This window comes from Vibrio sp. CJQ_6 (assembly GCF_043106745.1).
GTDB lineage: Bacteria > Pseudomonadota > Gammaproteobacteria > Enterobacterales > Vibrionaceae > Vibrio > Vibrio furnissii.
The window spans coordinates 47717-66874 of the sequence record NZ_JBICMV010000036.1; the positions used below are offsets into that span (position 1 = coordinate 47717).

Consider the following 19158-nt stretch of genomic DNA (forward strand, 5'->3'; position numbering starts at 1 on the left):
ACATTCAGTGAGCACGTATGCTTACCGGGCGTCGTATTTGCCCCCTCCATTGATTTTTAAAGCCTCCCAGATCGGGGGGCTTTTTTATGGCTAAAAGCCGGGTATTGCTACACATTTATAGGGAAGAAGATCATGGCGAATTCGCTTTTTCAAAAGCACATCATCTCCATTTCTGAGCTTTCACGTGAAGAACTGGAACTGATTGTAAACACGGCAGGCCAGCTTAAAGCTCAGCCAAATCCGGAACTGATCAAACACAAAGTCGTCGCAAGCTGTTTCTTTGAACCATCGACCCGCACACGCCTGTCGTTTGAGACGGCGATTCAACGCATCGGTGGCAGCGTGATTGGTTTTGATAACGGTGGGAACACTTCTCTGGCCAAGAAAGGCGAGACGTTGGCCGACTCGGTTCAGGTGATTTCTTCTTACGTGGATGCCTTCGTGATGCGTCACCCACAAGAAGGTGCTGCGCGTCTGGCATCTGAATTCTCTCACGGCGTACCGGTCATCAATGCTGGTGACGGTTCCAACCAACACCCAAGCCAAACACTGCTGGACCTGTTCACGCTGTTCGAAACGCAAGGTCGCCTCGACAACCTGAATGTCGCGTTCGTCGGTGACTTGAAATATGGTCGCACCGTGCATTCGCTGGCTCAGGCACTGGCAAAATTCAACAACAACCGCTTCTTCTTCGTCGCGCCGGAAGCGCTGGCGATGCCAGATTACATCTGTGAAGAACTCGACGAAGCCGGCGTGACATACAGCCTGCATGCCGACATGGAAAGCGTGATTCCTGAACTGGATATTCTCTACATGACTCGCGTGCAGAAAGAGCGTTTCGATGAATCGGAGTACGCCCACATCAAATCCGCCTACGTGTTGACCGCTGCGCTGCTGGACAATGCGCGTCCAAACATGAAAGTGCTACACCCGCTGCCACGCGTGGATGAAATCACGACGGATGTGGACAAAACGCCACACGCCTACTTCTTCCAACAAGCGGAAAACGGCGTGTACGCCCGTGAAGCCTTGCTTGCCCTTGTTCTGAACGAATCACTGTAATCGGAGTCTGTCATGAGTAAAGAAACCAAACTGCAAGTTGAAGCGATTAAAAACGGCACGGTGATTGACCATATTCCGGCGAAAGTGGGCGTGAAAGTGCTCAAGCTGTTTGATATGCACCACTCCAATCAACGCGTGACGATTGGCCTCAACCTGCCTTCATCGGCGCTGGGCCACAAAGATTTGCTGAAAATCGAGAACGTATTCATCAGTGAAGAGCAAGCCAACAAGCTGGCGCTGTATGCACCGCACGCGACAGTGAACCAGATTGAAAACTACGAAGTGGTGAAAAAGCTGGCGCTGGAACTGCCGGAGCGCATCAACAATGTGTTTGCCTGTCCAAACAGCAACTGCATTTCACACAATGAGCCGGTGGAAAGCAGCTTCCGCATTTTTGAAAAAGCCCACGACATTCGCCTGAAATGTAAGTACTGCGAGAAAGTCTTTTCACGCGAAATCGTGACCGAACGCGAAGCGTAAGCCATGAGGCCGACCGGGTGAAATTCCAAGGTCGGCTCTTTACCTCGCCGCCAAGAACAGGCACACTGACCGCTCGTTTTTTTGCTTAACCAATGGAATAACAAGCATGACAAAAGTTCTGCATACAGACTCTGCTCCTGCAGCGATTGGCCCTTACATTCAAGGCGTTGATCTTGGCAACATGGTTCTGACTTCAGGCCAGATCCCAGTGAACCCAGCCACGGGTGAAGTACCAGCAGACATCGCGGCGCAAGCGCGTCAGTCGCTGGACAATGTCAAAGCCGTTGTTGAGGCCTCAGGCCTGACCGTCGGCGACATCGTGAAAATGACCGTGTTCGTGAAAGATCTCAACGACTTCGGCACCGTAAACGACGTGTACGGCAAATTCTTTGATGAGCACCAAGTCGCGCACTACCCAGCGCGTTCTTGCGTGGAAGTGGCTCGTCTGCCCAAAGATGTGGGTATCGAAATCGAAGCCATTGCCGTACGCAAGTAAGGTGATGAAAACAAAAAAGGTTGCTCATTGAGCAACCTTTTTTTATTGGCCTGACCTCAGTTAGACGTCGCTTTTTTCGCGTTACGCATGGCCACTTCGTCATCCAGCGCTTGCAGCTTGGCTTTCATCTCTTGATGGCAACGTTGCGACAGCTCACGCACATGCTCTTTGCCCAGCCCTTCAGTGCTCACTGGGGGCAACATCTCCACAATGATGTGGCCGTTGTTCCAGCGGTTCAAACGCAGTTTATCTGTTGAGCTGCACACAATCGGAATGATGGGCACGCCAGCACCAATGGCCGCGTGAAACGCGCCTGCTTTAAACGGCAGTAAGCCACGACCGCGTGAACGGGTACCTTCCGGGAACATCCACACCGACACGTCGCTGTTTTTCATGCTATCGACCACTTGGTCGATGGTGCCTTTGGCTTTGGTTTTGTTCGCACGGTCAATCAGAATATTCCCGGTTAACCAGTAAAGCTGACCAAACAGCGGCATCCACGCCAAACTCTTTTTCCCCACCGTCACCACTTTTGGCGTCACCGCTGAAGAGACGGTAAACAAATCCCAGTTGTTCTGGTGGTTGGCAATGTAAATCGCTTGGCCGCGATTGTAGGCATCATCCGGAATACGCAATTCCAGCTTAATGCCAAACACTTTGGACATCGCACCAAACAGGCGGCCAAAGGTAAATACGTGTTTCGGATTCCGCGGGCTCAACAAACAGTAGCCACAACCGAACACAAACATCACGACGGCAAACAGCGCCACCGCAAGAATACGGAGTAAAGCAATCATTCAGATTCTCCAAAGGAGCTAGAATAAAAAGGCCGAAACCCTTGGATTTCGGCCCATTGATGAAATGGCAGTTTAACTCGACTCGCGAACGCGCTCAATGTTTGCGCCCAGAGCCGACAACTTGTCTTCAATCTTCTCGTAACCACGGTCGATGTGATAAATCCGATCCACGATGGTTTCGCCTTTGGCAATGCAGCCAGCAATCACCAAACTCGCCGAAGCGCGCAGATCCGTGGCCATCACCTGAGCACCACTTAGAGAATCGACATCGCCGCAAATCACGGTGTTGCCTTCGATTTCCGCTTTGGCACCCATGCGCATCAGTTCAGGCACATGCATGAAACGGTTTTCAAAAATGGTTTCGGTGATCACACCGCCACCTTTGGCCATCATGTTCAGCAAGGTAAATTGCGCTTGCATGTCGGTTGGGAAACCTGGGTGTGGCGCGGTACGAATCGAGACTGCTTTGAGTTCACGGCCGGTCATGTCAAGGCTGATCCAGTCGTCGCCGACTTCAATCAATGCGCCCGCTTCTTCCAGCTTCGCCAACACCGCTTCCAACAGTTTTGCGTTGGTTTTACGACACACGATCTTACCGTGAGATACCGCAGCAGCTACCAAGAAGGTCCCGGTCTCAATGCGATCTGCAACCACAGAATGTTTGCCGCCGCCCAGACGCTCAACCCCTTCCACCGTAATGGTGTCGGTGCCTGCACCGCTGATTTTCGCGCCCAGTTTATTGAGGAACATCGCGGTATCCACAATTTCAGGTTCACGCGCGGCGTTGTCCAGCACCGTGGTGCCTTCTGCCAGTGTGGCTGCACACATAATGGTAATGGTGGCACCCACGCTGACTTTATCCATCACAATGTGCGCACCTTGCAGGCGGCCATCGACGCTCGCTTTCACGTAGCCGTCTTCCAATGTGATCGTCGCGCCCAGTTGCTCCAGACCGTTGATGTGTAAATCCACCGGACGAGCACCGATCGCACAGCCGCCAGGCAGTGAAACTTGGCCCTGACCAAAACGCGCCACGAGAGGACCTAATGCCCAGATAGACGCACGCATGGTTTTCACCAAATCATAAGGCGCACAAAACTGATCAATTTGGCTTGGATCGACGTGGACAGAACCGTTACGCTCGACTTTCGCACCCAGACGCTTCAGCAGCTCCATGGTGGTGTCGATGTCACGTAAGTGAGGAACGTTGGCAACTTCTACCGGCTCAGACGCCAGAATAGAAGCAAATAAAATAGGCAGTGCAGCATTTTTTGCACCAGAAATGGTCACTTCGCCTTGCAGCGGTTTATCAGACCCAATAACTCGAAACTTATCCATTCACAAACCTTATAGCGACATCAACTTCTTATCGCGAGCCCACTCATCAGGCGTGAACGCTTTGATTGACACAGCATGAATATCATTACGCTGAATGTACGCCATCAGAGGCGCGTAGATCAGCTGCTGTTTCTTCACACGGCTCATACCGTCGAAAGCGGCATCAACAGCAATCACTTCATAATGACTGCCTTCACCTTTGACGTGAATCTCTTGAAGATTGAGTGCTTGTTCTAATATCTGTTGTACTTGTGCGCTATCCACAATTCACCCCTGCTGGTTGTTTAATGTGTTGAGACATCATTGCATCGATGTTACTCAACTGAAACAATGTGCGCAGTTGCTCTGGCACAAAACTCAGCATTATATGACAGTTTTGCTTTTTTGCATGCTCTAATAAGTGAATTAACATCACCATCCCCGCAGAATCGATACGTGTGACCGATTTCAGCGAGAGCTCACATTCAGCGTTTTGTGGCTGCCATTGTTGCAAAACGGCCCACAATTCGGGCACCGTATCACGATCTAATGGACCACTTAACGCCGCCAGTGCTGGGCCTTGCAGTTGCCATTGTGGATGGCTCATTGGGTTTTACTCTCAAAGCGAATCGGTTGTGCTGCCAAGCTTTCCAGCTCTTTCGCAACCGACAGGATACCTTCCTGACGAATCTTCCCGTTCCATTCCGATTGTTTGCTCGACAGCAAGCTAATGCCTTCAGCAATCATGTCAAACGCACGCCACTCACCGGATTTCTCTTTGCGCAGTTTGAATTCCAGTTTGATGTTCGGACGCGGCGTGTCGACGATATCGACTTTCACACTGGTGATGCGACGATCATCGCCCACCGATGGTTCCGGACCAAATTCAATGGTCTGATCCGTGTACTGAGTCAGGACTTGCGCGTAGTTCGCCACCAAGTAAGCACGAAATGCTTTGATGAATTCACCCACATCTTCGCGCTTGGCTCCTTTCAGGTTCGAGCCGAGCAATTTCAGCGCCGCGTATTGATCGTTGACGTAAGGCATCAGCTCTTCTTCAACAATCACTTTCAAATGGTCCGGATCCTTGTGCACCAGATCCTGCTCCGCTTTCAGGCGGTCAAATGCCTTTTGCGCCACTTGCTTCATCATCAGATACGGATCGGTCTGATCAATCTCCTGCGCGGCATTGGCCGTCCAAGACAGCAGCACACTCATCAGAAGAATAACGTATTGTTTTAGCCATTTTGTTTTGCTGAACATGATTACTCACTCTTCTTGTCGTCTTTGTCTGATCCACCCATGCTGTATAGCACTTGGCCAATCAGATCTTCCAGTACCAACGCCGACTTGGTGTCTTCAATACGGTCGCCATCTTTCAGCATCTCTTCGTCATCGAAGATGAAGCCGGGAATCAAGCTGATGTACTGTTCACCAATCAAGCCAGACGTCAGGATCTGCACACTGGAGTTTTCCGGAAATTGATTGTAACGGCTATCAATCGCCAGCGTGACCGACGGCAGTAGGCGTTCGGTGTCGAGTGCAATCGACTGCACGCGCCCCACCACCACACCACCAACTTTCACAGGCGAACGAACTTTCAGGCTGCCGATGTTATCAAATTCCGCTTGGACCAAGTAAGTATCGTTGGAGCCAATGCCCTTCACGTCAGCGACTTGAAAAATCATCACCAGAATTGCGCAAATTCCTGCCAGCACAAAACTGCCTACCCAAAATTCTAGTTTTCGTGTTTGTTGCATGATTAGTTCCCAAACATCAATGCGGTTAGTACAAAGTCCAGCCCTAAAACAGCCAAGGACGAATGTACAACGGTTCGTGTTGTCGCACGGCTGATGCCTTCAGAAGTCGGAATCGCATCATAGCCATTAAACAGAGCAATCCAAGTGACAGTAATAGCAAACGCCACACACTTAATCACACTGTTCCCAATATCTTCACCCAGCTCGACGGAAGCCTGCATCGCCGACCAGAAGCTGCCATGATCAATGCCTTTCCAATCCACGCCGACCAATTGACCGCCCCAAATACCGACCGCCATAAAGATCATCGCCAAAAGCGGCATCGAAATCAGCCCCGCCCACAAACGCGGAGCAATCACGCGTTTGAGCGGATCGACGGCCATCATTTCAAGGCTCGACAGCTGTTCGGTTGCTTTCATCAACCCGATTTCAGCAGTCAACGCGGAGCCGGCACGTCCGGCAAACAGCAAGGCAGTAACCACCGGCCCGAGTTCACGCAGCAGCGACAAGGCCACCATTTGGCCTAAGCTGGTTTCCGCGCCGTAGTCGACCAGAATCACGTAGCCTTGCAAGCTCAAGACCATGCCGATAAACAGGCCGGAAACCACGATGATCGCCAGTGACTGCACGCCAACGCTGTACAGTTGTTTGATTAATAAAGGGAGGTTTTGAATCGGACGCGGGCGCCCCGCGAGCGCTCCAAACAGCATCAAGCTGGCACGGCCAAACGATTCGCAGATTGACAACACGCGTCGGCCAACACCGCTGATCCAGCGCTGCAGATTATCCAACATGGAACAGATCCTTTTCTATCGGTTGGGCCGGAAACCGGAAAGGCACCGGACCGTCGGCTTCGCCCTGTAAAAATTGTTGCACCCGCGGATCGGGATTATTGATGAGATCGTGCGGCGACCCAAATGCAATCACTTTGCCATCGGCGAGCAGATACACCCAATCGGCAATGCTCATCACTTCCGGCACGTCATGGGACACCACGATCGACGTCACGCCCAACGCTTGGTTGAGGTTGCGGATCAGTTCCACCAGCACGCCCATGGTGATCGGGTCTTGGCCCACGAACGGCTCATCGAACATGATGAGTTCAGGGTCGAGTGCAATGGCTCGCGCCAGCGCCGCTCGGCGAGCCATGCCGCCGGACAGTTCACTGGGCATCAATTGTGCCGCGCCACGCAGCCCCACCGCTTCGAGCTTGAGCAGCACCAGCGTGCGAATCAGGGATTCATCGAGTTGCGTGTGTTCACGCAAGGGAAAAGCGACGTTATCAAAAACATTCAGATCGGTGAACAGTGCGCCAGACTGGAACAACATGCTCATTTTTTTGCGGGCTTTGTAGAGTTTACTGCGAGTTAAGGTGGGGATGTTCTGGCCATCAAACCAGATCTCGCCCTTTTCCGGCAGTAACTGTCCGCCAATCAAGCGCAGCAAAGTGGTTTTCCCGATCCCGGAAGGCCCCATAATGGCGGTGACTTTTCCTTTCGGGACTTGCAGGCTGATGTCATCAAAAATCACCCGTTCTGCTCGGGAAAACGTCAGATTGTTTATGGTCACTAGATCGGTTTCGGACATACTCACGATTCGCTGTTGTGGGGTTTCCATCCAAAGAATGGGCAATCATAAGCACATTGCCCGTAAATTAAAAGCACTGTTCAATTACATTTAACATTCAAACTGAAATTAAGGATGAATTCCAGTTTTCCCCGCATTTTTGTTGATAAACTCATCACTCTAGCCTACGGATTATGCGGGTAACATCTTGTCCAAACATCAAAATTCGTCCGTTCTTGGCACGCTTGCCCACCCCAATGAACAGCGAAAATGAGACAATAAATTGGATCTTCGACTTCCCTTTTAATGACCAACACGTCAAAATTAGCGGTTACTCGTTCTATTTTTCACAACGTTAGGAATTGTCATGCTTGAAGCCGTTGCGTTTCTTATTGTAGGTCTCATTCTTTTGGTCTGGAGTGCCGATAAATTGGTCTACGGATCCGCCGCCCTCGCACGCAACATTGGCATTTCCCCTTTAGTGATCGGCATGACCATTCTGGCCATGGGCTCTTCCGCGCCAGAAATGATGGTGTCCGCCACGGCAGCGCTTGACGGCCACACCGACACCGCCGTGGGCAACGTCTTGGGATCGAACATTGCCAACATTGCTTTGATTCTTGGCATTACCGCTTTGATTAAGCCACTGGCCATAAGTTCCACGGTCGTGCGTCGTGAACTTCCGCTGATGATTGGCGTCACATTACTGGCGGGCGCGATTTTATGGGACAACCACCTCGGCTTTTACGAAGGCGTGCTGCTGTTTGTGCTGTTCGCCGCTTTTATTTTAGCCATGCTGAAAATCAGCCGCAGTGAACACAAAAATGGCGACAGCCTGCTTGAAGAACATGAATCTGAAATTCCAGACAACGTGAGCAATCAAAAAGCCATCATGTGGGTGGTGATTGGGTTGATTCTGCTGCCCCTGGCAGCCAACTTGTTGGTAGATAACTCCGTCATCATCGCCAAATACTTTGGCATGAGCGATTTGGTGATAGGCCTGACGATCATCGCCATCGGCACCAGCCTACCAGAACTGGCCGCCTCGCTGGCTGGCGTTCTGAAAGGTGAAGATGACATGGCGGTGGGCAACATCATCGGGTCCAACGTCTTTAACATTCTGGCCGTCATGGGTCTACCGGGTATTCTGAACCCATCGCTGCTGAGCAGCTTAGCGATGGGTCGTGATTTTTGGGTCATGCTGGCAGTGTCACTCCTGCTGGTTCTGATGGCGCTGGGTAAATCTCGCAGTATCAACCGCATTGAAGGAGCTATCCTATTTGCGGCGTTTCTCGCATATCAGGTTTACCTCTTTATGAATATGGCAGCTTAACTGGAGTTTAGAATGTCTGATCACTTTGACTACCGCGGTGTTGCCCAGCAAGTGCTGGCAACGGAAATCGAAGCTCTGCAACAACTCGACCAATATTTTAATGATGACTTTTGCCGTGCGTGCGAGATGATCCTCGCCAACAACAGCGGGAAAGTGGTCGTGATGGGTATTGGTAAGTCTGGCCATATCGGCAGGAAAATTGCGGCGACGCTGGCAAGCACCGGCACATCCGCGTTCTTTGTTCATCCCGGGGAAGCGTCACATGGCGACTTGGGCATGATTGAAAGCGGCGACATCGTGTTGGCCATTTCCAACTCTGGTGAATCATCCGAGATTCTGGCCCTGTTCCCAGTGTTAAAACGCCTCAATAACCGCATCATCAGCATGACTGGCAACCCGCACTCGAATATGGCGAAACTGGCGGACATTCATTTGCAAATCACGGTGCCGAAAGAGGCCTGCCCGCTCGGCTTGGCCCCGACCTCCAGCACCACGGCAACGTTGGTGATGGGCGATGCGCTCGCGGTCGCGTTATTACAGGCGCGCGGCTTCACTGCCGAAGACTTTGCACTGTCTCACCCTGGCGGCGCGTTGGGTCGTAAACTGTTGATGAAACTGCATGACATCATGCACAGTGGTGAAGAGCTGCCCAAAGTGTCTCCCGATGCATTGGTGCGCGATGCGCTGCTAGAAATCAGCCAGAAAGGCCTCGGCATGACCGCGGTGGTGGCCGAAGACGATCATCTGCTGGGCATCTTCACCGACGGCGACTTACGCCGCATTCTCGACAAACGCATTGATATTCACACCGCCAGTATTCGCGACGTGATGACCTGCAACCCCACCGTCGCCTCGCCCAACATTCTGGCGGTTGAAGGGCTGAACTTGATGCAGGAAAAACGCATCAATGGTTTGATGTTGGTCGAAGACGGCAAACTGGTTGGCGCCTTGAACATGCACGATTTACTCAAAGCTGGAGTGATGTAATGAACCAACCGGTTGAAACCCTGTACGGTGAAGTCGATGCATCACTGCTGGCGATTGCCAAAACGATCAAACTGCTGATTTGTGACGTCGATGGCGTCTTCTCCGACGGCCTGATTTACATGGGCAATCACGGTGAAGAGTTGAAAACGTTTCATACTCGTGATGGATATGGCGTAAAATCGTTAATGAACGCTGGCATTGAGATCGCCATTATTACTGGCCGACAATCTCAAATCGTTGAAAACAGAATGAAAGCGCTGGGCATCAAGCTGATTTATCAAGGTCAGGATGACAAAGTCAAAGCCTATCACGACATCTGCCAGCGCTTAGCCATTGAGCCGCAACACACCGGCTACATTGGCGATGATCTGATTGACTGGCCCGTGATGGAAAAAGTGGCCTTGAAAGTCTGCGTCGCAGACGGCCACCCACTGCTGGCCAAGCGCGCAAACTACGTCACTCACATCAAAGGCGGACACGGCGCAGTACGCGAAGTGTGCGATTTAATCTTACAAGCACGGAATGAGCTCGACGTACACAAAGGCCTGAGTATATGAGTTTTTCTCGTATCCTTTACGTGATACTTTTCTTTGTTGCATCATGGTCCGCTTATTACCTGATCGACAAAGAACAAAGTACTGCTATTCAGGTGGCTCCCAATTTTGAGCTGCCGATGTTTAGTGGTAAAAATCTAGACAACGTCTCATACAATCAGCAAGGCGTGCGCAGCTACGTCATTACATCGAAACACCTGGACCACTACGCCAAGAGCGGCAACACCACGTTTGAGTACCCGGTGTTGAAGGTGTATCAGCAAGGGACCACTCAAGAGTGGGAACTCACCGCGAAACGTGGCATTTTGACCAAAGATCACGTGCTGATTCTGTATGATGAAGTGTTAGCAAAGAATTTACTGGCGGACTCTGGCTTTGATGAATTATCAACAGCCAAATTGAGTATTCAGCTCGATAGCCGCGATTTTTGGGCCGACAGCGAAGTCACGATGACCGGGCCACAATTTGAAACTCGCGGACAGGCGATGAAAGGCAACTTTGGCGATCACTCGGCTGTTCTGTATAACCATGTACAAGGTAGATATGAAACTCTCACACCTTAGTCTCATTGCTTGTTTGCTGACCTCCGGTTCAGCGCTGGCGCTGTCATCCGACACCCAGCAACCGGTTTACATTGATTCAGACAGTCAGCAGCTGGACATGAAAAGCAGCCGCGTGACCTTTGTCGGCGATGTCAAACTCAAACAAGGCAGCATCAACATCAATGCCGATAAATTGGTTGTGATTCGCGATGCAAAAACCGGCAAGATCGAAACCATTGAAGGCTATGGGAATCTGACCACTTTCTCTCAGCTCACCGATGATGGCAAAACCCTGTACGGGGAAGCCAAAGAGCTGCATTACAAAATGGCAGACGATGAGCTGACCATGATTGGTCAGGCGATGTTGTCTCAGGATGATAGCGAAATTCGCGGTAGCAAAATCCGCTACAAAATCTCGTCGCAGAAATTGATTGCGGACAGCAACGGCAGCGGCCGCGTGTCGACCGTACTGCAACCACAAGCAGCACAATAAGAACAACTATGGCAATACTCAAAGCAGAACACTTAGCCAAGAGCTACAAAAAACGTAAAGTGGTCTCGGACGTCAGTCTGCAGGTCGAGTCGGGCCAAATCGTCGGCCTGCTGGGCCCAAACGGTGCCGGTAAAACCACCTCGTTCTACATGATCGTGGGTCTGGTGGCGCGCGATGAAGGCACCATCTGCATTGATGACAAAGACATCAGTGTGCTCCCGATGCACAGTCGCTCACGTCTCGGGATCGGCTATCTGCCACAGGAAGCATCGATTTTCCGCAAACTGTCGGTCGAAGACAACATCATGGCCGTGCTAGAAACGCGTGAAGAGATGACCCGTGAAGAGCGCCAAGACAAACTGGAAGATTTGCTGGAAGAGTTCCACATTCAGCATATTCGCCAAAGTGCCGGTATGGCGCTGTCTGGGGGTGAACGTCGCCGAGTGGAAATCGCGCGGGCGTTGGCTGCAAACCCACAATTTATTTTGTTGGATGAACCTTTTGCAGGGGTCGACCCGATTTCGGTGATCGACATCAAAAAGATCATCGAACATTTGCGTGATCGCGGCCTCGGCGTGCTGATCACCGACCACAACGTTCGAGAAACCTTGGATGTGTGTGAAAAAGCTTATATCGTAAGCCAAGGACGCTTAATCGCAGAAGGGACACCGCAAGAAGTGCTCAATAACGAGCAGGTGAAACAGGTTTATCTCGGTGAACAATTCCGTCTATGATTAGAGTAGATTGTGATCAATTCTAACAAAAACAAGGCAGTCAATACTGAATGAAACCCTCATTACAGCTTAAGCTAGGTCAACAGTTAGCCATGACCCCCCAGCTGCAGCAAGCCATTCGCCTGCTTCAGCTGTCGACATTGGATCTGCAACAAGAAATTCAAGAAGCGTTGGAATCGAACCCGCTTTTGGATGTTGAAGAGCCAATGGACGATTTTGCGGGTGCTGACAACACGACCGCGAATGAGGAGAAAGAAGCCAGTGCTGACGTCGCCGAGCCTGAACCGCAAGACAGCTCTGAACTGATTGAAAAGTCGGAAATCAGTGCGGAGCTAGAAATTGATACCACTTGGGATGACGTTTACAGCGCCAACACCGGCAGCACCGGCATCGCGCTGGACGACGACGCCCCGGTGTATCAAGGGGAAACCACCCAAACCCTACAAGATTACTTGTTGTGGCAACTGGACTTAACCCCCTTTAGCGACACCGACCGCACCATCGCCATGGCACTGATTGATGCCATCGACGATTACGGCTACCTCACGCAATCGCTGGAAGAGATTTTGGAAAACTTCCACGGTGAAGAGATTGAGCTCGACGAAATCGAAGCGGTGCGAAAGCGCATTCAACAATTTGATCCACTGGGCGTGGCCTCCGTCAATCTGCAGGACTGTTTACTGCTGCAACTGGCCACCTACCCAGCCGACACCCCATGGCTGGACGAAGCCAAAACTCTCCTATCTCAGTACATTGACCAACTTGGCAACCGCGATTACAAAGTCATTCTGAAAGAAGCTAAACTCAAAGAAGAAGAATTGCGTGACGTGCTCCAACTGATCCAACAGTTGGATCCAAGACCGGGCAGCCGTATCGCATCGGAGCATGCAGAATACGTGATCCCCGATGTGTCGGTGTTTAAAGAGCATGGCAAATGGATTGTCACCATCAATCCAGACAGCGTACCACGCCTCAAAATTAACCAGCAATACGCCAATTTAGGCCGCGGAAACAGTGCCGACAGCAACTACATTCGCACCAACCTGCAAGAGGCAAAATGGTTAATTAAGAGCTTGGAAAGCCGAAACGAGACCTTGCTCAAAGTTGCCAAGTGCATAGTTGAACATCAACGTGATTTCTTCGAGTATGGTGAAGAAGCCATGAAGCCGATGGTCCTGAATGACGTCGCGCTTGCCGTGGATATGCATGAGTCGACCATTTCACGTGTGACGACCCAAAAATACATGCATACCCCGCGTGGCATATTCGAGTTGAAGTACTTTTTCTCCAGCCACGTCAGTACCGACAATGGCGGAGAATGTTCATCTACCGCGATTCGAGCTCTGATCAAAAAATTGGTCGCTGCGGAAACCCCAGCCAAACCATTAAGTGACAGCAAGATCGCGGCTTTACTCGCTGACCAAGGGATTCAGGTGGCACGACGGACGATCGCCAAATACCGTGAATCATTGGGCATCGCCCCCTCAAGTCAGCGCAAACGCCTGTTATAAGGCCTAACTGAGAAGGAAAGTCTATGCAAATCAATATTCAAGGCCATCACATTGAACTAACCGATTCAATGCAAGACTATGTTCACTCTAAATTTCAGAAACTTGAGCGCTTTTTCGAGCATATCAATAGCGTTCAAGTGATTTTACGTGTTGAAAAAGCACGCCAAATCGCAGAAGCTACGCTTCACATTAACCAAGGAGAAGTTCACGCCACTGCGGAAGATGACATCATGTACGCAGCTATTGATGGCCTCGTGGACAAGCTCTCTCGTCAACTCAACAAGCATAAAGAAAAGCTAAGTAGCCACTAATCATGCAATTAAGCGAAGTACTTTCACTGGACTGCACCAAAAGTGCAGTCCAGTGTTCTAGCAAAAAAAGAGCCCTGGAAATCATCAGCGAGATCGCCGCACAGCACACTGGTTTAAACGCCACTGAGCTGTTTGAGTGCATGCTTAGCCGAGAAAAAATGGGCAGTACCGGTATTGGGAATGGGATTGCTATTCCTCACGCACGAATGACCACCAGCGATCAAGCAGTCGCCGTTTTGGTCCAGTGTGAAGAACCGATTGAATTTGACGCGATCGACAATCGTCCGGTCGATTTGCTCTTTGCCTTGCTGGTGCCTGAGGCTCAGTGCAAAGAACACCTCAAAACCTTGTCGTGCATGGCTGAACGCCTGAACGATAAGCAAACTCTGAAACAGCTTCGCGCCGCAACCAGCGATCAGGAGCTGTACGACATCATGGTTAATCAACAACCTGAGTAGGTCATCCCATGCGTTTAATTGTTGTGAGTGGTCAATCTGGCGCGGGTAAAAGCGTCGCATTGCGGGTCTTAGAAGATCTGGGCTACTACTGCGTGGATAACTTACCCGTCAGTTTGCTGCATGCCTTCATTCAATCGGTACAAGGCAGCAAACAAAATGTCGCGGTCAGTATCGACATCCGCAACCTGCCCAAAGAACCGGGCTTGGTCGAAGATGTTCTGGACCAACTCAAGCAAAATAACGATGTCAGCGTGCTCTTTCTGGATGCCAGTAAAGAGACGCTGCTCAAACGCTATAGCGAAACACGCCGTATTCATCCGCTCTCACTTAGTGAAGGGAAACCGACACTGGCGCAAGCGATTGAACTCGAAAAAGGTTTACTCGAACCGCTCAAAGAGCAGGCCGATTTGCTGCTCGACAGCAGCAATCAGTCGCTTCATGAGCTGAGTGAAACCGTGCGCATGCGCGTGGAAGGCCGCGAGCGCAAAGATCTGGTGATGGTATTTGAATCCTTTGGCTTCAAATACGGTTTACCGAGCGATGCCGACTACGTCTTTGATGTCCGTTTTCTCCCCAATCCCCATTGGGAACCCGATCTCCGGCCGCTCACGGGGCTGGATGCTCCCATCAAATCGTTCCTTGAAAGCCATGCTGAAGTGATTGAACTCAAGCAGCAGATCCAAAAGTTCTTTGAACACTGGCTGCCATCGCTGGAGAAAAACAATCGCAGTTATCTCACCATCGCGATTGGCTGTACCGGCGGCAAACACCGCTCGGTTTATTTGACGCAGCAATTGGGGGAATACTTCGCCCAACTGGGTCATCAGGTGCAAATTCGTCACACCTCTCTGGAAAAGAACCGCTCATAAGGAACCGATATGCAGCAAGCAAGCCGTACCGTCCTCATTCAGAATCGCCTCGGCTTGCATGCGCGAGCGGCCGTAAAATTAGTTGAACTGGCACAATCCTTCGATGCGGTGCTGACCATTCAAAGTCAGGAAGGCAAAGAAGCAACCGCCGACAGCGTGATGGGGTTGCTGATGCTCGAATCCGCACAAGGACAGAACGTCACTATTTCCGCCGAAGGCTCACAGGCCGAGCAAGCGCTCGATGCCGTATGCCACTTGATTGAAGCGAAATTCGAAGAAGACGAATGACGCGCGGTCGAAAACGAAATTAAATACTCATGATTAATCAGAACGTATTAAATAAGACCTAGAATTAAGTTACTATTCAACACATTGCCACAATTCAAAGCATTAGGGGGAAGCGATGGCAGAGCAAATTGAATTTGACCAAGCTCACCAAACCCTCCAAGAAATTACCGAAGCGCTGGAAAACGGCCGCTTTGTCCATGTTCGTCGCCAACTGCAGGACATGGAACCGGAAGATATCGCCAGCCTGTTAGAAGCCTCTCCTCGCAAAGCACGTGATGTGCTGTGGCAACTGACCGACCCTGAAGATTACGGTGAAATCCTTGATGAGCTAAGCGAAGACGTCAAAGATGCGTTGGTGTCGAAAATGGCACCAGAAAAACTCGCGGAAGCCACCGAAGGCATGGACACCGATGACGTGGCCTACGTCCTGCGTAGCTTGCCCGATGATCTGTCCCGTGAAGTTTTAGCGCAAATGGACGCTGCGGATCGACTGCGCGTCGAAACCGCGCTGTCCTACCCAGAAGACACCGCCGGCGGTTTGATGAACACCGACGTGATCACCATTCGTGGTGATGTCGACGTCGACGTAGTGCTGCGTTATCTGCGCATGAAAGGTGAACTCCCAGAAGCGACCGATGCGTTGTATGTCATCGATGATGAAAGCAAGCTGATTGGCCACTTATCGCTGAGTACGCTGCTGACCACGCAACCGGATGTGCCCGTCAGCGAAGTGATGGACGATGCCGATGAAGCCATCAAAGTCGACACCAAAGACTCTGACATCGCCAGCCTGTTTGAACGTCGGAACTGGATTTCTGCGCCTGTGGTGGACGAGAACCAACATCTGGTCGGTCGTATCACCATCGATGACGTGGTCGACGTGATCCGTGAAGATGCCGAACACTCGATGATGAGCATGGCGGGTATGGACGACGACGAAGATACCTTCGCGCCTGTGGTCAAATCCGCACGTAAACGCAGCGTCTGGTTGGGCGCGAACGTTCTGGCCGCTCTGGCCGCCGCGTCCGTCTCCAACATGTTTGAAGCCACGCTGGAACAGATGGCAGCGATTGCCGTTTTGATGACCATCGTTCCATCGATGGGCGGTGTCGCAGGCAACCAAACCGTGGCGCTGGTGATTCGCGGTCTGGCACTGGGTCATATCGGTGACAGTAACAAACGCGAACTGCTGATGAAAGAAGCCGCGATCGGCTTTCTCAACGGCATTCTGTGGGCCTTAATCATTGGCGCGATTGTCGTGGTCTGGAAAGGCGAATGGCTACTGGGCGGCATTATCTCTGCGGCGATGATGACCAACTTGTTTGTCGCCGGTGTCGCCGGGGTAACCATTCCGGTGCTGCTGAAAAAGATGAACATCGACCCGGCTCTGGCGGGCGGGATGGCACTGACCACCGTCACCGACGTGGTGGGCTTATCGGTGTTCCTAGGCTTGGCAACGCTGTTGATTCGCTAGCCTAACTCCTCTAGCGGCGTGGACGCGGGTAAACGTGAACGCCATAAAAAAGCGCAGACTGAAGGCTGCGCTTTTTTGATCGAACTGCTGTCTACGGGCGGCGGTTATTCGCCAGCCACTTTCATGGTTTCCAGCAGAATCGAACCGGTTTGGATCTGCGAACGTGTTTCCGTATCGCTGCCCACCGCCACGATCTGATTGAACATGGTTTTTAGGTTGCCCGCGATGGTGATTTCAGAAACAGGATATTGGATTTCGCCATTCTCCACCCAGAAACCCGCAGCGCCGCGTGAGTAGTCACCGGTTACCACATTCACGCCTTGGCCCATCACTTCAGTCACCAACAACCCAGTGCCCAGCGCTTTCAGCATCTGTTCAAAGTTCTGTCCGGTGTGTTGAACGAACCAGTTGTGAATGCCGCCCGCATGACCCGTAGGCGTCATGTTCATCTTACGCGCAGCGTAGCTAGTTAGCAGGTAAGTCGCCAACACGCCATCGGTGATGATATCGCGGTCTTCCGTGCGTACCCCTTCGCTGTCAAATGGGCTGGAAGCCAACCCGCGCAGCACATGCGGGCGCTCTGACACGTTAAACCACGATGGCAGAATTTGCTGACCGAGGTGGTCGAGTAAGAACGACGATTTACGGTACAAGTTACCGCCACTGATCGCCATCACCAGATGCCCCATCAAGCCAGTCGCCACATCTGCGGCAAACATCACAGGGTACTTCCCGGTTTTCAGCTTCTTCGCATCCAAACGGCTAATGGTTTTCTCGGCCGCCTCCAAGCCAACACGCTCAGGGGCCCACAAGTCATCGACGTGACGCGCTACGGTGTAGCTGTAATCGCGTTCCATTTCACCATTTTTGCCCTGACCAATCACACAGCAACTGATGCTTTGGCGGCTTGACGCGTAGCTGGCCAGCAAACCGTGGCTGTTGCCGTACACTTTCACGCCGTAATGGCTGTCGTAACTGCCCCCATCACTCTGTTTGATTTTGTCACTGTATTGCAGCGCCGCACGTTCGGCTTCAATCGCCACCTGCGCCGCTCTATCGGGGTTCGGTTCATCCGGGTGAAACAGGTCCAAATCCGGAATCTCGGTCACCATCAACTCTTTCGGTGCCGGGCCAGCATACGGGTCTTCGGAAGTGTATTGAGCAATATCCAATGCGGCCAGCACGGTCTGCTGAATCGCTTTTTCACTTAAATCAGAAGTAGACGCACTGCCTTTACGCTGACCACGATACACCGTGATCCCCAACGCACCGTCACTGTTAAACTCCACGTTTTCCACTTCGCACATGCGAGTCGAAACACTTAAACCTGTGCTTTTGGTAATGGCAACTTCAGCGGCGTCAGCACCAGCTGAAGCCATGTCGAGCGCTTTTGCAACGGCCGCTTCAAGCTCGGTACGCTGCACAGCGACTTGCTGTCTTACATCCATATCTCATCCAACTATTGCGCTTTAATGAGGTTAGGATAACAAGAATTTCGCTTTCTCCCCACGATTCTTGCTAAAATAGCAGACATAAATAACTCATTAGTGAAGAAAATGGCTCGTAAGAATCAAAAAGCCCCTTGGGAAGACGAAGAGGAAATCATTTGGGTCAGTAAGACCGAGATGAAGAACGATATGATTGTGCTGCAAAAACTCGGCGAAGAGCTGGTTGAGCTGAAGCCTTCGGTGCTGGCGAAATTTCCGCTGCCCGACGACTTGGCCGCTGCAATCAAAGATGCGCAACGTTTCAAAAACGAAGCGCGTCGTCGTCAATTGCAATACATCGGTCGTCTGATGCGTAACATCGACCCAGAACCGCTGCAAGCGGCGCTGGACAAACTGCGTAACAAACACTCGCAAAACACCGCAGTGCTGCACAAGCTGGAACAGATGCGCGATCGCATCGTCGAGCAAGGTGATGACGCAATTGAAGAGGTGATGACGCTGTACCCAGAGGCTGACCGTCAACGTCTGCGCCTGTTGGCGCGTCAGGCGAAAAAAGAGAAACAAGGCGAGAAGCCGCCCAAAGCTTCTCGCGAAATTTTCCAGATGCTGAAAACCCTCAACGACCAAGAGTTCTGAGTGTTTCGGCCTATGGTTATCACAAAAAAGGTTGGCTTATGC

General features: G+C 51.4%; 25 protein-coding genes. 16 read left to right on the forward strand and 9 right to left on the reverse strand.

Annotated elements, in window-relative coordinates; genetic code table 11:
• Positions 1-132 precede the first annotated feature (132 nt).
• The 3 genes from pyrB (at position 133) to ACF8PK_RS20480 (ending at position 2038) form a co-directional block, all read left to right on the forward strand.
• Entirely contained in the window at positions 133-1062 is a 930-nt protein-coding gene (gene pyrB / locus ACF8PK_RS20470; RefSeq protein ID WP_004728677.1) for an aspartate carbamoyltransferase, read from the forward strand.
• Between the two features lie 12 nt (positions 1063-1074).
• Positions 1075-1542, forward strand: coding sequence for an aspartate carbamoyltransferase regulatory subunit (gene pyrI, locus ACF8PK_RS20475; RefSeq protein ID WP_004728676.1), 468 nt, complete (start codon positions 1075-1077; stop codon positions 1540-1542).
• Between the two features lie 106 nt (positions 1543-1648).
• Positions 1649-2038: a RidA family protein gene (locus ACF8PK_RS20480; RefSeq protein ID WP_004728675.1), complete on the forward strand. Its 390-nt coding sequence runs from the start codon at positions 1649-1651 to the stop codon at positions 2036-2038.
• Between the two features lie 56 nt (positions 2039-2094).
• Here the strand turns inward: ACF8PK_RS20480 and ACF8PK_RS20485 are convergent, their stop codons facing one another.
• The 8 genes from ACF8PK_RS20485 to mlaF form a co-directional block, all read right to left on the reverse strand.
• Positions 2095-2835, reverse strand: a complete 741-nt coding sequence (locus ACF8PK_RS20485; protein WP_004728674.1) for a 1-acylglycerol-3-phosphate O-acyltransferase — start codon at positions 2833-2835, stop codon at positions 2095-2097.
• A 72-nt stretch (positions 2836-2907) separates the two neighbouring features.
• Positions 2908-4173: a UDP-N-acetylglucosamine 1-carboxyvinyltransferase gene (gene murA / locus ACF8PK_RS20490; protein ID WP_004728673.1), complete on the reverse strand. Its 1266-nt coding sequence runs from the start codon at positions 4171-4173 to the stop codon at positions 2908-2910.
• Between the two features lie 9 nt (positions 4174-4182).
• Positions 4183-4437: a BolA family iron metabolism protein IbaG gene (gene ibaG / locus ACF8PK_RS20495; protein WP_004728672.1), complete on the reverse strand. Its 255-nt coding sequence runs from the start codon at positions 4435-4437 to the stop codon at positions 4183-4185.
• On the reverse strand, positions 4430-4759 hold the full coding sequence (locus tag ACF8PK_RS20500) for a lipid asymmetry maintenance protein MlaB (RefSeq protein WP_014204386.1): 330 nt from the start codon (positions 4757-4759) through the stop codon (positions 4430-4432). Before ACF8PK_RS20500 ends, ibaG begins: the two co-directional genes overlap by 8 nt.
• Positions 4756-5415, reverse strand: coding sequence for a phospholipid-binding protein MlaC (locus tag ACF8PK_RS20505; protein WP_004728670.1), 660 nt, complete (start codon positions 5413-5415; stop codon positions 4756-4758). Before ACF8PK_RS20505 ends, ACF8PK_RS20500 begins: the two co-directional genes overlap by 4 nt.
• Positions 5416-5417: 2 nt before the next feature.
• The gene (mlaD, locus tag ACF8PK_RS20510) at positions 5418-5912 is read right to left on the reverse strand and encodes an outer membrane lipid asymmetry maintenance protein MlaD (RefSeq protein ID WP_004728669.1); all 495 of its coding nucleotides are present in this window, start codon (positions 5910-5912) and stop codon (positions 5418-5420) included.
• Positions 5913-5914: 2 nt separating this feature from the next.
• The gene (gene mlaE, locus ACF8PK_RS20515; protein WP_004728668.1) at positions 5915-6706 is read right to left on the reverse strand and encodes a lipid asymmetry maintenance ABC transporter permease subunit MlaE; all 792 of its coding nucleotides are present in this window, start codon (positions 6704-6706) and stop codon (positions 5915-5917) included.
• Complete coding sequence (gene mlaF, locus ACF8PK_RS20520) at positions 6696-7499, reverse strand: phospholipid ABC transporter ATP-binding protein MlaF (protein ID WP_038152623.1); 804 nt, start codon at positions 7497-7499, stop codon at positions 6696-6698. Before mlaF ends, mlaE begins: the two co-directional genes overlap by 11 nt.
• Positions 7500-7845: 346 nt before the next feature.
• On the opposite strand from mlaF, the gene ACF8PK_RS20525 reads away from it, so the two are divergent.
• The 12 genes from ACF8PK_RS20525 (at position 7846) to mgtE (ending at position 17032) form a co-directional block, all read left to right on the forward strand.
• Complete coding sequence (locus tag ACF8PK_RS20525) at positions 7846-8811, forward strand: calcium/sodium antiporter (protein WP_143680304.1); 966 nt, start codon at positions 7846-7848, stop codon at positions 8809-8811.
• 12 nt (positions 8812-8823) lie between these two features.
• Positions 8824-9798 (forward strand): arabinose-5-phosphate isomerase KdsD, encoded by a 975-nt coding sequence (kdsD, locus tag ACF8PK_RS20530; protein ID WP_014204383.1) that lies wholly within the window; start codon positions 8824-8826, stop codon positions 9796-9798.
• Entirely contained in the window at positions 9798-10355 is a 558-nt protein-coding gene (gene kdsC, locus ACF8PK_RS20535; protein ID WP_014204382.1) for a 3-deoxy-manno-octulosonate-8-phosphatase KdsC, read from the forward strand. The genes kdsD and kdsC overlap by 1 nt, the downstream gene beginning before the upstream one ends.
• Complete coding sequence (gene lptC / locus ACF8PK_RS20540) at positions 10352-10915, forward strand: LPS export ABC transporter periplasmic protein LptC (protein ID WP_004728663.1); 564 nt, start codon at positions 10352-10354, stop codon at positions 10913-10915. The genes kdsC and lptC overlap by 4 nt, the downstream gene beginning before the upstream one ends.
• Entirely contained in the window at positions 10896-11387 is a 492-nt protein-coding gene (lptA, locus tag ACF8PK_RS20545) for a lipopolysaccharide transport periplasmic protein LptA (protein ID WP_004728662.1), read from the forward strand. Before lptC ends, lptA begins: the two co-directional genes overlap by 20 nt.
• A gap of 8 nt (positions 11388-11395) precedes the next feature.
• On the forward strand, positions 11396-12121 hold the full coding sequence (gene lptB / locus ACF8PK_RS20550; RefSeq protein ID WP_392443374.1) for an LPS export ABC transporter ATP-binding protein: 726 nt from the start codon (positions 11396-11398) through the stop codon (positions 12119-12121).
• A 50-nt stretch (positions 12122-12171) separates the two neighbouring features.
• Entirely contained in the window at positions 12172-13632 is a 1461-nt protein-coding gene (locus tag ACF8PK_RS20555) for an RNA polymerase factor sigma-54 (protein ID WP_004728660.1), read from the forward strand.
• 23 nt (positions 13633-13655) lie between these two features.
• Positions 13656-13943, forward strand: a complete 288-nt coding sequence (hpf, locus tag ACF8PK_RS20560; RefSeq protein ID WP_004728659.1) for a ribosome hibernation promoting factor — start codon at positions 13656-13658, stop codon at positions 13941-13943.
• Between the two features lie 2 nt (positions 13944-13945).
• The gene (gene ptsN, locus ACF8PK_RS20565; RefSeq protein ID WP_004728658.1) at positions 13946-14401 is read left to right on the forward strand and encodes a PTS IIA-like nitrogen regulatory protein PtsN; all 456 of its coding nucleotides are present in this window, start codon (positions 13946-13948) and stop codon (positions 14399-14401) included.
• 8 nt (positions 14402-14409) lie between these two features.
• Positions 14410-15270: an RNase adapter RapZ gene (gene rapZ, locus ACF8PK_RS20570; protein ID WP_004728657.1), complete on the forward strand. Its 861-nt coding sequence runs from the start codon at positions 14410-14412 to the stop codon at positions 15268-15270.
• Positions 15271-15279: 9 nt separating this feature from the next.
• Positions 15280-15558, forward strand: a complete 279-nt coding sequence (locus tag ACF8PK_RS20575; protein ID WP_014204381.1) for an HPr family phosphocarrier protein — start codon at positions 15280-15282, stop codon at positions 15556-15558.
• 115 nt (positions 15559-15673) lie between these two features.
• The gene (gene mgtE, locus ACF8PK_RS20580) at positions 15674-17032 is read left to right on the forward strand and encodes a magnesium transporter (RefSeq protein ID WP_004728655.1); all 1359 of its coding nucleotides are present in this window, start codon (positions 15674-15676) and stop codon (positions 17030-17032) included.
• A gap of 104 nt (positions 17033-17136) precedes the next feature.
• Here the strand turns inward: mgtE and pmbA are convergent, their stop codons facing one another.
• The gene (pmbA, locus tag ACF8PK_RS20585; RefSeq protein WP_004728654.1) at positions 17137-18480 is read right to left on the reverse strand and encodes a metalloprotease PmbA; all 1344 of its coding nucleotides are present in this window, start codon (positions 18478-18480) and stop codon (positions 17137-17139) included.
• A 108-nt stretch (positions 18481-18588) separates the two neighbouring features.
• Between pmbA and yjgA the strand changes: the two genes are divergently transcribed.
• Positions 18589-19116, forward strand: coding sequence for a ribosome biogenesis factor YjgA (gene yjgA, locus ACF8PK_RS20590; RefSeq protein ID WP_004728653.1), 528 nt, complete (start codon positions 18589-18591; stop codon positions 19114-19116).
• The last annotated feature ends 42 nt before the right edge of the window (positions 19117-19158 follow it).

Bases quoted from the DNA above. Each gene is read 5' to 3' on its own strand.
- pyrB (WP_004728677.1), top strand. From the start codon at position 133: ATGGCGAATTCGCTTTTTCAAAAGCACATCATCTCCATTTCTGAGCTT.
- pyrI (WP_004728676.1), top strand. From the start codon at position 1,075: ATGAGTAAAGAAACCAAACTGCAAGTTGAAGCGATTAAAAACGGCACG.
- ACF8PK_RS20480 (WP_004728675.1), top strand. From the start codon at position 1,649: ATGACAAAAGTTCTGCATACAGACTCTGCTCCTGCAGCGATTGGCCCT.
- ACF8PK_RS20485 (WP_004728674.1), bottom strand. From the start codon at position 2,835: ATGATTGCTTTACTCCGTATTCTTGCGGTGGCGCTGTTTGCCGTCGTG.
- murA (WP_004728673.1), bottom strand. From the start codon at position 4,173: ATGGATAAGTTTCGAGTTATTGGGTCTGATAAACCGCTGCAAGGCGAA.
- ACF8PK_RS20500 (WP_014204386.1), bottom strand. From the start codon at position 4,759: ATGAGCCATCCACAATGGCAACTGCAAGGCCCAGCACTGGCGGCGTTA.
- ACF8PK_RS20505 (WP_004728670.1), bottom strand. From the start codon at position 5,415: ATGTTCAGCAAAACAAAATGGCTAAAACAATACGTTATTCTTCTGATG.
- mlaD (WP_004728669.1), bottom strand. From the start codon at position 5,912: ATGCAACAAACACGAAAACTAGAATTTTGGGTAGGCAGTTTTGTGCTG.
- mlaE (WP_004728668.1), bottom strand. From the start codon at position 6,706: ATGTTGGATAATCTGCAGCGCTGGATCAGCGGTGTTGGCCGACGCGTG.
- mlaF (WP_038152623.1), bottom strand. From the start codon at position 7,499: ATGTCCGAAACCGATCTAGTGACCATAAACAATCTGACGTTTTCCCGA.
- ACF8PK_RS20525 (WP_143680304.1), top strand. From the start codon at position 7,846: ATGCTTGAAGCCGTTGCGTTTCTTATTGTAGGTCTCATTCTTTTGGTC.
- kdsD (WP_014204383.1), top strand. From the start codon at position 8,824: ATGTCTGATCACTTTGACTACCGCGGTGTTGCCCAGCAAGTGCTGGCA.
- kdsC (WP_014204382.1), top strand. From the start codon at position 9,798: ATGAACCAACCGGTTGAAACCCTGTACGGTGAAGTCGATGCATCACTG.
- lptC (WP_004728663.1), top strand. From the start codon at position 10,352: ATGAGTTTTTCTCGTATCCTTTACGTGATACTTTTCTTTGTTGCATCA.
- lptA (WP_004728662.1), top strand. From the start codon at position 10,896: ATGAAACTCTCACACCTTAGTCTCATTGCTTGTTTGCTGACCTCCGGT.
- lptB (WP_392443374.1), top strand. From the start codon at position 11,396: ATGGCAATACTCAAAGCAGAACACTTAGCCAAGAGCTACAAAAAACGT.
- ACF8PK_RS20555 (WP_004728660.1), top strand. From the start codon at position 12,172: ATGAAACCCTCATTACAGCTTAAGCTAGGTCAACAGTTAGCCATGACC.
- hpf (WP_004728659.1), top strand. From the start codon at position 13,656: ATGCAAATCAATATTCAAGGCCATCACATTGAACTAACCGATTCAATG.
- ptsN (WP_004728658.1), top strand. From the start codon at position 13,946: ATGCAATTAAGCGAAGTACTTTCACTGGACTGCACCAAAAGTGCAGTC.
- rapZ (WP_004728657.1), top strand. From the start codon at position 14,410: ATGCGTTTAATTGTTGTGAGTGGTCAATCTGGCGCGGGTAAAAGCGTC.
- ACF8PK_RS20575 (WP_014204381.1), top strand. From the start codon at position 15,280: ATGCAGCAAGCAAGCCGTACCGTCCTCATTCAGAATCGCCTCGGCTTG.
- mgtE (WP_004728655.1), top strand. From the start codon at position 15,674: ATGGCAGAGCAAATTGAATTTGACCAAGCTCACCAAACCCTCCAAGAA.
- pmbA (WP_004728654.1), bottom strand. From the start codon at position 18,480: ATGGATGTAAGACAGCAAGTCGCTGTGCAGCGTACCGAGCTTGAAGCG.
- yjgA (WP_004728653.1), top strand. From the start codon at position 18,589: ATGGCTCGTAAGAATCAAAAAGCCCCTTGGGAAGACGAAGAGGAAATC.